Raw genomic sequence first — 14169 nt, forward strand, 5'->3', positions numbered from 1 at the left:
CGTCCTGAACCCTGCCGGCACGCTTTTTATGCCGCCCGGTATGGGCGGCAGTGCGGTACTTACAGGGGTATGGTGAACCAGCATTGCTGAGCCATGCCGTTATGCATAGCGTGTGATGTCACGCAGGGCAGCCTGCCAGTCGCTGGGGGCAATCCCGAAAGCCGCCTCAATTTTGCGGCAATCCAGCCGGGAATTGGCCGGGCGTTGCGCAGGCGTAGGGTATTCTGCCGTGGTGATAGGGTTGATGCGCGGTTTCGCGGCAATGATGCCGGCCTCGACAGCCTGGCTCAGCAACGCGTCCGCAAAATCAGACCAGCAGGTATAAGGTGCCCCGCTGTAATGGTAGATGCCCCAGGGCGCATCCGCGTTGCCGGCCACCCGGCGCGCGATGGCCAGCAGCGTGTCCGCGATGTCACCCGCATAGGTTGGGCTGCCAAGCTGGTCACTGACCACGGAGAGCTGGTCACGATCCCGGGCCAGGCGGATCATGGTTTTGACGAAGTTATTGCCGTAGGCACCAAACACCCAGGCCGTGCGCAAAATAATGTGGCGCGGGCAGGCCGCCGCAACCGCTTCTTCACCCGCCAGTTTGCTGGCGCCATAGACGCCGGTCGGGCCGGTCTGGTCATTTTCCTGATAGGTGCCCTCTTTATCCCCGGGGAAGACATAGTCGGTCGAAATGTGCAGCAACGCCGCGCCGGTGGTCTCTGCCGCCGCCGCCAGGGCCGCAGGGCCATCCCGGTTAATGGCGTACGCCAGCACCTGCTCGCTCTCCGCACGGTCAACGGCGGTGTAGGCAGCCGCATTAATAATGACATCCGGCGCGAAGTCCGTAACCTGCCGGAGAACCGCTGCGCTGTCTGTAATATCCAGCTGTTGGCGATCTACCGCCAGAACGTCCCAGTCTGCCGGCGCACGGCATACCAGTTCCTTGCCCACTTGCCCGGCCCCGCCAACAATCAACAGTTTCATAATCGTTTTTATTACCTTGGATAAAGATCGGTCACTCAGCCTTTATAAGGGAAAAGGCCCCAGGGTTCTCCCGGGGCCTCGGTAAAAGGCACTGCGTCTGTTCAGAACAATTCAGAGAACGTTTTGCCCAGCTGGTCTTTCGCCGAAAGGCGCGGCTCAGCCACCGGCCAGTCGATGCCCACTTCCGGGTCGTTCCAAATCAGGCAGCCTTCGTTGGCCGGATCATAGTAATCCGTGCACTTGTATTCAAAATCGGCAAACTCTGAAATCACGACAAACCCGTGCGCCAGGCCAGGCGGCACCCACAGCTGGTTTTTGTTCTCTTCGGAGAGGGTCACGCCGACCCACTGCCTGAAAGAGGGGGAATCGGGGCGGATATCGACCACGACATCAAACACTTCACCCCGCACGACACGCACCAGTTTCCCCTGGGGTCTGGCCGTCTGGAAATGAAGGCCGCGCAACACACCCTGCGAGGAGCGCGAGTGGTTGTCCTGAACAAATTCCAGATCGATATCAAGCATTTCCTGATAGCGATCCCGCTGGAACGTTTCTAAAAAGAAGCCGCGCTGATCGCCAAAAACGTTAGGCTCGATCAGTTTCACACCTTTGACCCGGGTCTCAATCACATTCATTTCGTCATTCACTCATATACTGACACGCCAACGTGCTGCCGATATCTCATTCCGCTGGGAAAATACCCTGTCAAAAACATATCAAGTATGCGTCTGATTGCGGGTGTAATTTATCCCAAAATGTTAGCACAGATGATCGTTATGCCAGAACCTTCTTAAAGGAAATATCTCGGGTTAAACAGCGTGAAGGTTACACGTTCCGTGTTCTACTTCACAACTCCTTTTCAATATCCACCGCCCGCGCCGGTTTAAGACCCGCTTTCGCTTGCAGCCGGTGGTTTTTCACACAATAAGCGCTGTTTACTGCATGATTAGCATCCTATTAATTTTAGTGTTTATTTTATTTTGGCTTATTATTGCCCGGTAAGATGCCCGGCCGATCCCTGTATTCTCATTTACTTTGCGATTAATCTGAAAAATAAGAATTGCCTCAGTTTTACTTATCTTTAAATCCTCGACCATTCCTGTTGAGCATATCTTGCCAACAGGTATAATTCGTCGGTTTTGTATCAGGGTGTTGCATCCGGCGACCGGGTGCCATCGATACGTCTGAGCGACTCACGCCAGTGACGTGAGAGTAAATATTCCAGATATGAGTCTACGTTTATGAAAATTTTGGTTACGGGTGGAGCAGGGTTCATCGGTTCGGCGGTGGTGCGCCACATCATTAACCACACGGACGACAGCGTTCTGGTGGTGGACAGCCTCACCTACGCAGGGAACCTGGAGTCGCTGGCCGCAGTGGCGGACAATGCACGTTATCATTTCGCGCAGGTGGACATCTGCGACCGCCCTGCCCTCGACACGCTGTTTGCCGATTACCAGCCTGACGTTGTGATGCACCTGGCCGCTGAGAGCCATGTTGACCGCTCTATCGACGGCCCGGCCGCCTTTATTGAAACCAATATCATCGGCACCTACTCCTTGCTGGAAGCGGCCCGCCACTACTGGGGAACGCTGGAAGGCGAGCGCAAAGCGGCCTTCCGCCTGCACCATATCTCCACCGATGAGGTGTATGGTGACCTGCACGGCACCGATGACCTGTTTACCGAAACCACCCCGTATGCACCGAGCAGCCCTTACTCCGCCTCAAAAGCTTCCAGTGACCATCTGGTGCGCGCCTGGCAGCGTACCTACGGTTTGCCGACGCTGGTGACCAACTGCTCCAACAACTACGGCCCGTACCATTTCCCGGAAAAACTGATCCCGCTGATTATCCTGAATGCGCTGGCCGGCAAGCCGCTGCCGGTGTACGGCAACGGCCAGCAGATCCGCGACTGGCTCTACGTCGAAGACCATGCGCGTGCGCTGTATAAAGTGGTGACCGAAGGTGAGATTGGTGAAACCTACAACATCGGCGGCCATAACGAGCGTAAAAACATCGATGTAGTGAAAACCATCTGCGGCATTCTGGATGAGCTGATTGCCGACAAACCGGCCGGCGTTACCCATTTTGCTGACCTGATCACCTATGTCACCGACCGTCCGGGCCACGATATGCGCTACGCCATTGATGCCAGCAAAATTGAGCGCACCCTGGACTGGAAACCGGAAGAGACCTTCGAGAGCGGTATCCTGAAAACCGTGCAATGGTATCTGACCAATAAAGAGTGGTGGCAACGCGTGCAAAACGGCGCCTACGCCGGCGAGCGTCTCGGCCTGCAAAAATAATTACCTGGAAGGTGAGTCAATGAAAGGCATCGTTTTAGCGGGCGGCTCCGGCACCCGCCTTTACCCGATTACGCGCGGCATCTCGAAGCAACTGCTTCCTATTTATGACAAGCCGATGATCTACTACCCGATCTCTGTGCTGATGCTGGCCGGTATCCGGGAAATTTTGATTATCAGCACCCCGGATGACCTGCCGGCATTCAAACGCCTGCTGGGTGACGGCTCGCAGTTTGGCCTGTCGCTCTCTTACGCTGAGCAGCCGTCCCCGGATGGCCTGGCCCAGGCGTTTATCATTGGTGAGGAGTTCATCAACGGTGAGCGCTGCGCCCTGGTGCTGGGTGACAACATCTACTTCGGCCAGAGCTTCGGCAAGAAGCTGGAATCCGTGGCTGAACGCACCCACGGCGCCACGGTGTTCGGTTATCAGGTGATGGACCCGGAGCGCTTCGGCGTGGTGGAGTTCGATGACAACTTCAATGCGCTGTCGATTGAAGAGAAGCCGCTGCAACCGAAATCCCACTGGGCGGTGACCGGGCTCTATTTCTACGACGAGCGCGTGGTGGAGATGGCCAAGCAGGTCAAGCCGTCGCACCGCGGCGAGCTGGAGATCACCACCCTGAATGAAATGTACCTGCAACAGGGTGAGCTGAAGGTGGAACTGCTGGGGCGTGGCTTTGCCTGGCTGGACACCGGCACCCATGACAGCCTGGTTGAAGCCTCGCAGTTCATCCACACCATTGAGAAACGTCAGGGCTTCAAGGTCGCGTGCCTGGAAGAGATTGCGTTCCGCAAAGGCTGGCTGAGTGCTGAGCAGGTGGCGGAACAGGCGCAGATGCTGGCGAAAACCGCTTACGGGAAATACCTGAAAGATCTGATCGCGGAGTAACCCCCCGCCCGGTGAGACAAAAAAGCACAGCGCAGGCTGTGCTTTTTTTATGGCTGCGCGCTATGGCGGCTCAGGAAGCGAGGGTCTGCTTCAGCCAGGCGCTGAACGCCGCGCCCTGGGTCGGGTGGCGCATACCGTACTCAACAAAGGCTTTCAGGTAGCCGAACTTGTCGCCGCAGTCGTGGGAACGGCCGACAATCGCATAGGCTTCAACCGGGTGTTCGGCCATCAGCATGGCGATGGCATCAGTGAGCTGGATCTCATTGCCCGCGCCGTACGGCGTCACCTGCAACAGCGGCCAGATTTCCTTCGACAGCACATACCGGCCCACTACCGCCAGGTTAGACGGCGCTTTGTCGGCATCCGGCTTCTCAATAATCGCATGCATCGGCGTGGAGGCACCGGCCGCCAGCGCTTTGCCGGCACAGTCCACGATGCCGTATTTGGAGACGTCCTGCTGCGGCACCGGCTCGACCATGATCTGGCTGGTCTGCTGCTCTTCAAAACGCGCCAGCATCGCGGCCAGGTTGTCCTTCTTCAGGTCGCAGGAGACATCATCCATCAGCACGTCCGGCAGCAGCACGGCGAACGGCGCATCGCCAATCAGCGGGCGGGCGCAGAGAATCGCATGGCCCAGCCCTTTGGAGTGCCCCTGGCGCACGTTCATCACCGTGACGCCTTTCGGGCAGATCGACTGCACTTCGTCCAGCAACTGGCGCTTGACGCGCGTCTCCAGCATGCTTTCGAGTTCAAACGAGGTGTCGAAGTGGTTCTCAATGGCATTTTTGGAGGAGTGCGTTACCAGGATAATCTCTTTGATGCCGGCGGCCGCGCACTCATTGACGATGTACTGGATCAGGGGTTTATCCACAATCGGCAGCATCTCTTTCGGGATCGCCTTGGTGGCGGGCAGCATACGGGTGCCCAGGCCGGCAACCGGGATAACAGCTTTCATCATGATGTCACTTACCTCTTCGCGGGTAACCAGGGGCAGCGGAAGCCCCGCCCGCGCTGCCCTCGCCGGGCTGCGTTGCGTGTACGTCCGCTGACATAACAGTGCGAATAATCCGAATTCGCGCCGCCGCAGTATACACGCTGCCGCCCGCCTGACCAGATCCCGCAGCGAATTATGCCCCGCTAACCCCCTGCCCTGCCTGCAAAAACCCAGGCACCGCGATCAAAAAAGGCACCCGCAGGTGCCTTTCGTCAACAGCCGGGCAGTTACGCCTTGTAGCCGTTCGGGTTCTTGCTCTGCCAGTTCCAGGTGTCGCGCATCATGGTGTCGAGGTCACGCGTCACTTCCCAGTCCAGCTCCTGCTTGGCCAGGCAGGCATCGGCCCAGAACGCCGGCAGGTCGCCGTCACGGCGTGGCTTGATGCTGTACGGCACTTTGCGGCCGGAGGCCTTCTCAAACGCCTGCACCATCTCCAGCACCGAGTAACCGACACCGGCCCCCAGGTTGTAGGCTTTGTAACCCTGCAGGTTAGGCAGGTGATCCATCGCCTTCAGGTGGCCCTCCGCCAGGTCCATCACGTGGATGTAGTCACGCACGCCGGTGCCGTCTTTGGTCTCGTAGTCACCGCCGAAAATCCCCAGCGACTCGAGTTTGCCGATCGCCACCTGGGCGATGTAAGGCAGCAGGTTGTTCGGGATGCCGTTCGGGTCTTCGCCAATCAGGCCGGACTCATGGGCGCCAACCGGGTTGAAGTAACGCAGGGCAATCGCCTTGAACTTCTCATCCGCTTTGGCGTAATCCTTCAGGATCTGCTCCACCATCAGTTTGGAGGTGCCGTAAGGGCTGGTGGTGCCGCCGATCGGGGTGGTCTCCACATACGGCACCGGCGCATCGGTGCCGTAGACGGTGGCGGAGGAGCTGAAAATAAAGTTGTAGACGCCGGCGCGGCGCATCTCTTCCAGCAGCACCACGGTGCCGCTGACGTTATTCTCGTAATACTCCAGCGGCTTGCGGGTGGATTCCCCCACCGCTTTCAGGCCGGCAAAGTGGATCACCGCCTCGATCTGGTGCTCAGCAAAAATGGTTTGCAGGCAGGCGCGGTCAAGGATGTCGCCCTGGTAGAAGGCCGGGGCCTTGCCGGCCAGTTGCTCGACCCGGTGCAGGGATTCCGCAGAGGCGTTGGAGAGGTTATCCAGCACCACCACGTCATCACCGCGTGACAACAGGCTGAGCACCGTATGGGAACCGATAAAACCGGCACCGCCGGTAACGAGAATAGACATAGTCACTCCTGATTGGCACATCGGCCAGACTGACAGAAAGATAGATGGGTAACGTGTTGCAATTTCACTCTTTTTTCATCATACCCCACGTCCCCCCAGACTGACAGCCCCCGGCGTGCGGCCGGGGCTGTCGCGTGACACCGGGCGCTCAGCTGCCGAACAGCTGTTTTGCGCGGCGCTGGGCAAAGTTATAGACGCGGAAAGCGAACAGGCTGCGGCCGGCCAGCTTGACCTGCGGGGTGCTGTTGCGCTCCAGCAGGTCATTGAAACGGCGGCTGCTCTCGTCCGACAGCACCACCCCATCCTCTTTCAGGATGCGGTAGATGGCGATGATGTTATTCAGGATGCGGGTTGAGAGGTTCTTGATCACCGTGCTGTCCTGCGCCTGAGATTTCAGCGCTTCCAGGCTGCGGATGCTCTCGATATAGCCAACCACGTTCCGCTCACTGCGGTTGGTCTGCATGATCGAACCCATGCGCACCCGGCGGCGGAACAGCACTTCGGTGGAGGAGACCACCTGCTGCGCCACAAAGAACAGGCGCGGCGTGAACTCCTCATCCTCGTGGATGATCGGCATAAACCAGAGGTTATTGTCGACAATCAGCGCGCGGCGGAACACATACAGCCAGGCATTCGGGTAAAACGCACTGCGCTCTGACAGGATATTAAACGCGCTGACGCCGCTCTCATAAGGCTGGTCGAGCTGACGATCATACTGCGGCAACAGTTTGGCGGCCTCCGGGTCTTCCGGCACCACATCCCAGAACGACGCCGCCGAGAAGCAGTAGATGTCCAGCGCCGGGTGCTCCGCCAGGTGGCGGTAAAAGCTCTCCACCAGCGTCGGCACTGCCACGTCATCCGAGTCGAAATAGTAGATATAGTCGCCGGTGGCGTGGCGGTTACCTTCATTGCGGGCCTCGCCGAGGCCCCGGTTCTCCGTATGTACAATACGCACAAAAGGAATATGCCCGTATAACTGCTCCAGCATATCGCCGGAGCCGTCCGTGGAGCCGTCATCAACGATCACCACCTCAGACGGCGTCACCGTCTGGTTCAGGATCGAATCGACCGCGGTCTCCAGGTAATTTTTGACGTTGTATACCGGGATAATGACGGAAAGTGTCGCAGATGATTTGTCTGTGCTCATAGTTTCACTAACTCACAGCCGGGAACCGACTTGGTCCAGGATTCATAGTAACCGGAGTTCTTGCCATAAGAGTTATCCAGCAGCCGGGTGTCCATCTTCAGCAGGCAGCACAGGATATGGCCGTGCATACGCGAGGTGGTCACTGACTGATATGACATGAACAGCTCATTGACCCGCGCCACCAGCTTGTCAGTATAGCGATACCACATGCGGGTGGTGGGGAACAGGTTGCCCGGGATCTTGCGGTTCAGGCGTTCAAAGCGGTGCATCATCACCATGAACTCGCGATCGCGGTCGGTACAGATATCGTGCCAGTCAACACAGTGCGCCGGGTCCGGCGTTTCGCCGAGGCTGCTCAGGTTGGTTTCTTCGATGTCACGGCGGATCATCCACATCCGGTCGTGTTTGATGTTCTCTTTACGCTGCTGCGGGAAAATGTTCCACAGGGATTGGGCCATATCCGGGCAGAGCACCACGTTGTCGCAGAAATGGGTCTCGAGGATCTGCTTGCTGGTGGTGTCGCGGCAGAAGATGGTCAGGTTCGGGTGCTGTTTAAAGATGCGGCCGGAAGCCTCCAGGTTCGCCTGCTCTTTGAAGTGAACGGTCTGCGGCAGAATGATCACCCGGTTGTTTTTGAACTTGGTGACCACCGCCTCACGCAGGCGCTGGTGCGCCGGGTAGAGGTCGCCGAAGTTGCCGCCACCGTGCAGCACGATGGTGACATCCTGCGGAATGCTCCGGGTTTTTTCCACATACTGCATACTGGTCTGGTCCGAGCGGCGAACCAGCACATCATAGTTGTTCTCTTTAAAAAATTGTTCTGCCCCTTTCAAAATCAGCAAGTCGCCCACGTTAAGATGCAGCGGATAGTCCAGGTAAATAATTTTACTGCCGCGCGGTACTACTTTTTCGATAACAGACAAGTCATTTTTCAAAGTTTGCATATGATTCATGGTTAGCATTCCGCCCTAAATAATTTCCGTAATTTCTCGTTTTTAATTAATTGCGCTTTCACTTCCAACACCAGAGGTGCCTGGCTGAACAACAACACCAGGGCAAACGCAGCGACACCCAGCACTATCTGAATAAACAACACCGATCCCACTGACAGGTGGGACTGTAACGCAAACCCTGCCGCCCAACTGACGACAATGGTAGGAATAGTCATCTTGAACGGCAGCCACAGGCTCTCCACATACTGGCGATAACTTTTGCCCAGTACCGGCCGGATCAGGATGAAATAGCTGAGGTAGGTGTTCAGGATCTGCACCAGCAGGAAACCGAGTGCCACACCCACCGCGCCGCCCATTTTCGCGCCGATAATCATCGCCGGGATAAACAGGAAGACTTTGAACACATTAAATTTGAAACTGATGTCCACGCGCGCCTTCGCCATCAGCAGCGAGCCGATGGGGTTACCCACGGAGCGCAGCAGGCCGACGATGCAGAGGATCTGCAGAATCGGGGTGATGAAGGCCCACTTCTGGCCGAACACAAACAGCACAAAGTTGTTGGAGACCACCATCAGCCCCAGCAGCGCCGGGAAGTTAATCACCCCGACCAGCGAGATCAGCTTGTAGAAGTTGTCACGCAGCTTGGTGATGTCATCCTGGATTTTGGAGAACGCCGGGAACAGCACACGGGTCACGATCGGGTTCAGGCGCGTCGGCGGCATCACCGCGACGTTGTACGCCAGGTTATAGCCCCCGGTCACCACCGGGCCCAGCGTGCGCGCCAGGATGGCGGTCGAGACGTTGGTGTTGATGAAGTTCACCAGGCTGTCGGCGGTAAGGTACGCGCCGAATTTGATGTTTTCCTTCACCGCCGGGAATGAGAATTTGAAGCTCGGGCGGTAGATTTTACGGCCGTGGTAGGCAAACAGCGCGGTACGCACCGCTGCGTTGACCAGGTAACCGATGATGGCTGCCATGGCAAACGGGTAGACATACGCCACCGCCAGCGTGGTCACGAAACCGACCAGCACACACAGCGACTCAATCATGCCGATGGTGGAGAACTCCAGCTCCTTTTGCATCAGCGCGCGGAACTGCTGACCATGCGGGATCACCAGGAACGCCAGCGCCAGCACCTTGATCAGCGGCTCCAGCCCCGGCGCATGCAGCAGGTGGGCAATCAGCCCGCTGAATGCAAAGGCCAGCACGCTGACGGTAATGCCGATACACACGTTCAGCCAGTAAAGCGTGGTGAGCTGGACTTCAGTGATATCTTTTTTCTGGATAATCGAGTTGGAGATACCGAAATCGGACAGGGTGTCAGCCAGCGCGATCACCACCATGGCGATGGTCAGCAGCCCGAACTCCCGGCCGTCAATCATGCGCGCCAGAATCGTCATCTGCAGGAAGCTCAGCCCGATCACGATAAAGGTCGACATGGCGGACCACTTGGCCCCTTTTACTGTTTTCTCGCGTAAGCTCATATTGTTATGTCCACTTGCCAAAAGGTCATGACGTGCTTTTCCTTAACCGGCTGCCAGGCGCGTCTCCTGCCTCCCTGGCGCCTTTTATTTTACCTGTCCTGCCCGCCTGCCTGCGCAGGCGGGCCACGGCGTCTTCGTCGTTACTGCTTATGCCTGACGGCGTGTCCCTGCCCCGCCTTACTTCTCACCGCGCCAGCCGGTTTTGCCGTCCACGTTGATGTAGCGGAACGGCTGACCGGCCTTAATCTCACCCAGCACATCGGTGGTGGTGCCCGCCGGGAACGGCACATGCTGCGGGTGTGCCCAGTTGTTCACCTTCTGCGCCCGCACCCCGCGGGTGATGAATTCCGCGCTGCCCTGGTAGCCGAAACTGCCGCAGGAGAGATCGTAGAATTCCGTGCTGCTGCCCGAGGCCAGATTAATGGCGTTAATGAATCCACCGTAGAATCTGGCCCGCGAGCCGTTGGCCCCGGTGAGGTTATCGATACGGCAATCGCGGAATACCGTGACGGAGAACGCCGGTTTCGGCTTGCCCAGCCCCTTCACCGTCTTGATATGACAGTTGGAGAAGCTGATGTCGCCCTGATATTCCGCTGTAAAATCAATTAATCCGATATCTACCGAGCTCATGGTCACATTTTTTGCGTTAAAGCGTAATTCGAATTCCTCTGAAATTACGCAGTTGGTGAACTGAAGATCGGAGGAAGCGACCACGCGTTTGGCGCGCAGGTCGGAAATCGACAGTTTGGTCACCGGATCGGAGAAGTACCACGCGTCGCACGCCACCACATCAAAGGTGGAGAGATGGCCGAAATTGGTGCACAGAATGCTGTTGCGGGCGTTCAGGGTGTTGACCGCGCCATAGTCGGCATTCAGGTTGACAGAGAGCTGGTGGCTGGTGACCGGCGTGCCGTCCGGCGCGGTTTTGGTGGTCGCGGCGTCCATCACGGCGTGGTTGATTATCGAGTTGCCGAGCAGGATAAACACGTTGCGGTATTTGACATTTGACTGGAGCTTGGTGCCGTCATCATTGGTCAGGATGTAGGTGCGCTCAGCGTGGATGTTGTCAATCACATCGCGCAGCACATCAATGTAAAGCGAATAGTGGTAGGCCTGCTCACTCTGGATACTGACGATGTGCGAGGCGTTATGGGTGTCGCCGTTGCTGCCGAGCTTGATTTGCGGCGTGCTGATGTTGCCGCACAGCTCTGCCGACAACCGCTGGGTGGTGGAATCCCACACCGAATCCTGATAGATGCCGATGCCGTTAAAGTTCTCGGCACGCACATGGCCGATGTTCAGCCAGCTGCCTTTCATATAGATGCCGTTCAGCTTGCGGCTGCGGCTGTGGGAGTGCGCGATCAGGATGCCGTCCAGCGAGACGCTGCCGCAGCGGCCCTGCCCGGCTTTCTGTTTCGGGTCACCGAGCTGGATCGCCCAGTCACCGTGGAAGTTTTCGGTGTCCACCATGAATTTGCCGGTGCTGTCGCTGACAATTTTCGACAGGTTGGTCAAATCCAGGGTACCGCTGATAAGCCACGGGCCGTTGGTGAAGTCCGCCACCCCGCCCTGACAGGCGTTGATGTAGCGGCGCATATTGTCGGTGACGTCCACTTTGCCGCCGGGCACGCAGCCGAAATGGCTCGGCAGCAGCTGGTCGGTGATGCGTTTCCAGCGCTTGCCGCCTTTGGTGACAATCACCCGGCCGCCGTCATCCGGCGAGGAGGTGTCTGCGGCGTCATACCAGAACTCACCGCCGCCGAGCGCACCGTTGGCGATGTCTGACCAGCCCGGATGGTAGCTGGCCACGTCAATTTTCTGGCCGATAATGGTCGGCTCAATGGTCCGCAGATCGCGGATGTTGGAACAGCGCCCAATCGATTTCAGGCCGTCACTGGCGCGCATCATGCGGCGCAGATCTTTCCCGGTCATCTCATTGTCAGGCGGCAGCGTGGTGATAGGGGCGGCAGCGGCGGGCGCGGCCTGGGTTTTTTCGAGCGTGAGCAATGCGACCAGAGGTGTACCCACCAGCACTTTGGTCAGTGCCGACCGGCGGGAAGTGTTAATCGTATTTTTAGTTTTATCGGTCAAATTTTTAAGCAGTCGCATCAGAACCTCATAACAAAAGCGGAAAACAGCGCGCAAAAAAACGCAGACCGGCCGGCCACAACGGGCAGCCAGACCAGTCTGTGATTCAATAAAGGGAAGCGCATAACGATGGGCCGGGCCGCGGCCCCCCCGGATGGGGGGAACCGCGCCCGGCAGCCTGATCTAACAGGATGGCAGAGTGCGCGGGGAGCGCCTCAGGCAGTGGCCTGCTTTTTAAATTCAGCCAGCCACTGTTTGAAATCCTCGCCCTGCTTGTCGTGACGCAGGCCGTAACTGACGTAAGCCTGCATATAGCCCAGCTTCTCACCACAGTTATAGGCGGTGCCTTTCAGCGCCAGCGCGTTGACCGGGCTGTGATCCTTCAGGGCATCAATGGCATCGGTCAGCTGAATGCGGCCCCAGGCACCCGGCTCGGTCTTCTCCAGGAACGGCCAGATGTCCGCCGAGAGCACGTAGCGCCCTACTGCCGCCAGGTTGGAGTCAAGGCCGGTGGTATCATCCGGCTTCTCTACCATTTTGGTGATACGGCTGGTTTCGCCCGGTTGCAGCGCGGTATTTTCGCAGCTGATCACCGAATAGTTCGGCAGCTCCTCTGCGCCCAGCGGCTGTACCAGAACCTGGCTTTCACCGGTCTCTTCAAAATGCCGGACCATTTCCGCCAGGTTGTCACGCTGGTAGCTGGCCTGCGCATCGTCAATCAGCACGTCCGGCAGCACGACCACGAACGGCGAGCCGTCCACCAGCGGTTTGGCGCACTGCACTGCATGGCCCAGGCCAAGCGGCTGGCCCTGGCGGATATGCATGATGGTGACGCCTTTCGGGCAGATGGACTGCACTTCTTCCAGCAGCGAGCGCTTCACGCGCGCTTCCAGCATCGCTTCCAGTTCGAATGAGGTGTCGAAATGGTTTTCGACGGCATTCTTGGAGGAATGGGTCACCAGGATGATGTCCTTGATGCCGGCAGCCACGCACTCATTGATGATGTGCTGGATAATCGGTTTATCAACTATCGGCAGCATCTCTTTCGGAATCGCTTTGGTTGCGGGCAGCATACGCATGCCCAGCCCCGCCACCGGAATAACCGCTTTCAACGTCGTCATAAAAGTCCTCACAGCTCAATGCAATTGAAGAGAATCAGTAAAATCAGGCGTCAAGCTTCTTCAGCCATTCGGCGAACTTCTTGCCTTCGGTGTCATGGCGCACGCCATAGGTCACGAAGGCTTTCATGTAACCGAGTTTGTCGCCACAGTCGTGGGATTTCCCGCTCATGTGGAACGCCTCTACCGGCTCTTGCTTCATCAGCAGGGCGATGGCGTCGGTCAGCTGGATTTCATCACCGGCACCCGGCGGGGTTTTCTCCAGGATTGGCCAGATGTCTTTGGACAGCACATAACGGCCCACCACGGCCAGGTTGGACGGCGCCTCTTCCTGCTTCGGCTTCTCGACCACGGCGGACATCACGGTGCTTTCGCCCGGGGCGATCTCCACACCGTTGCAGTCTGCCACGCCATATTTGGAGACATCTTTCTCCGGCACCGGCTCAACCATGATCTGGCTGTGGCCGGTCTCTTCGAAGCGCTTCACCATCGCCGCCAGGTTCTCGCGGGTCAGGTCAGCGGTGGAGTCATCCAGCAGCACGTCCGGCAGCAGCACGATGAACGGTGAGTCACCGACCATCGGCTGGGCGCACAGTACCGCATGGCCCAGGCCTTTGGCCTGGCCCTGGCGCACCTGCATGATGGTGACGTCCGGCGGGCAGATGGCCTGCACTTCTTTCAGCAGCTGGCGCTTCACGCGGGATTCCAGCACTGCTTCCAGTTCGAACGAGGTATCGAAGTGGTTTTCAATGGCATTCTTGGAGGAGTGACTGACCAGTACGATCTCCTTGATCCCTGCGGCGACGCACTCATTCACGATATACTGGATCAGAGGTTTATCCACGACCGGCAACATCTCCTTTGGGATCGCCTTCGTTGCAGGCAACATACGTGTCCCCAGCCCTGCTACAGGAATTACCGCTTTCAAATTCGCCATAGGTTTTTCTTCCCTTTCGTGTAGGTAGTAACTTGTTTGG

Annotated in this window: 12 protein-coding genes; 2 read left to right on the forward strand and 10 right to left on the reverse strand. The window is 57.8% G+C overall.

The genetic code is table 11. From position 1 onward, the window contains the following. Nucleotides 1-99: 99 nt before the first annotated feature. Complete coding sequence (rfbD, locus tag CYR55_RS19885; protein ID WP_101818080.1) at nt 100-972, reverse strand: dTDP-4-dehydrorhamnose reductase; 873 nt, start codon at nt 970-972, stop codon at nt 100-102. 101 nt (nt 973-1073) lie between these two features. Then, on the reverse strand, nt 1074-1607 hold the full coding sequence (rfbC, locus tag CYR55_RS19890; RefSeq protein ID WP_101818114.1) for a dTDP-4-dehydrorhamnose 3,5-epimerase: 534 nt from the start codon (nt 1605-1607) through the stop codon (nt 1074-1076). A 606-nt stretch (nt 1608-2213) separates the two neighbouring features. On the opposite strand from rfbC, the gene rffG reads away from it, so the two are divergent. Continuing rightward, entirely contained in the window at nt 2214-3278 is a 1065-nt protein-coding gene (gene rffG, locus CYR55_RS19895) for a dTDP-glucose 4,6-dehydratase (protein WP_101818081.1), read from the forward strand. A 19-nt stretch (nt 3279-3297) separates the two neighbouring features. Continuing rightward, nucleotides 3298-4164 (forward strand): glucose-1-phosphate thymidylyltransferase RfbA, encoded by an 867-nt coding sequence (gene rfbA / locus CYR55_RS19900; protein ID WP_101818082.1) that lies wholly within the window; start codon nt 3298-3300, stop codon nt 4162-4164. 70 nt (nt 4165-4234) lie between these two features. On the opposite strand, the gene galU (CYR55_RS19905) is transcribed toward rfbA, so the two are convergent. The 8 genes from galU (CYR55_RS19905) to galU (CYR55_RS19940) all read right to left on the reverse strand — a co-directional run bounded on the left by galU (CYR55_RS19905) (nt 4235) and on the right by galU (CYR55_RS19940) (nt 14129). After that, a complete protein-coding gene (gene galU / locus CYR55_RS19905) occupies nt 4235-5122 on the reverse strand; it encodes a UTP--glucose-1-phosphate uridylyltransferase GalU (protein ID WP_101818083.1) in 888 nt (295 codons plus the stop codon). A gap of 263 nt (nt 5123-5385) precedes the next feature. Next, nucleotides 5386-6402, reverse strand: coding sequence for a UDP-glucose 4-epimerase GalE (galE, locus tag CYR55_RS19910; RefSeq protein ID WP_101818084.1), 1017 nt, complete (start codon nt 6400-6402; stop codon nt 5386-5388). A gap of 148 nt (nt 6403-6550) precedes the next feature. Next, entirely contained in the window at nt 6551-7549 is a 999-nt protein-coding gene (locus CYR55_RS19915; protein WP_101818085.1) for a glycosyltransferase, read from the reverse strand. After that, entirely contained in the window at nt 7546-8493 is a 948-nt protein-coding gene (locus CYR55_RS19920; protein WP_165699636.1) for a polysaccharide pyruvyl transferase family protein, read from the reverse strand. The genes CYR55_RS19915 and CYR55_RS19920 overlap by 4 nt, the downstream gene beginning before the upstream one ends. 11 nt (nt 8494-8504) lie before the next feature. Beyond that, nucleotides 8505-9986: an MOP flippase family protein gene (locus CYR55_RS19925; RefSeq protein WP_101818087.1), complete on the reverse strand. Its 1482-nt coding sequence runs from the start codon at nt 9984-9986 to the stop codon at nt 8505-8507. Nucleotides 9987-10163: 177 nt separating this feature from the next. Then, nucleotides 10164-12095: a hypothetical protein gene (locus CYR55_RS19930; protein WP_101818088.1), complete on the reverse strand. Its 1932-nt coding sequence runs from the start codon at nt 12093-12095 to the stop codon at nt 10164-10166. Nucleotides 12096-12289: 194 nt separating this feature from the next. Continuing rightward, nucleotides 12290-13195: a sugar phosphate nucleotidyltransferase gene (locus tag CYR55_RS19935; protein WP_101818089.1), complete on the reverse strand. Its 906-nt coding sequence runs from the start codon at nt 13193-13195 to the stop codon at nt 12290-12292. Nucleotides 13196-13238: 43 nt separating this feature from the next. Beyond that, nucleotides 13239-14129 carry a UTP--glucose-1-phosphate uridylyltransferase GalU gene (galU, locus tag CYR55_RS19940; protein WP_165699637.1) on the reverse strand — a complete coding sequence of 297 codons (891 nt, stop codon included), beginning with the start codon at nt 14127-14129 and terminating at the stop codon, nt 13239-13241. Nucleotides 14130-14169: the final 40 nt, after the last annotated feature.

Source organism: Chimaeribacter californicus, assembly GCF_002858675.1.
Lineage (GTDB): Bacteria > Pseudomonadota > Gammaproteobacteria > Enterobacterales > Enterobacteriaceae > Chimaeribacter > Chimaeribacter californicus.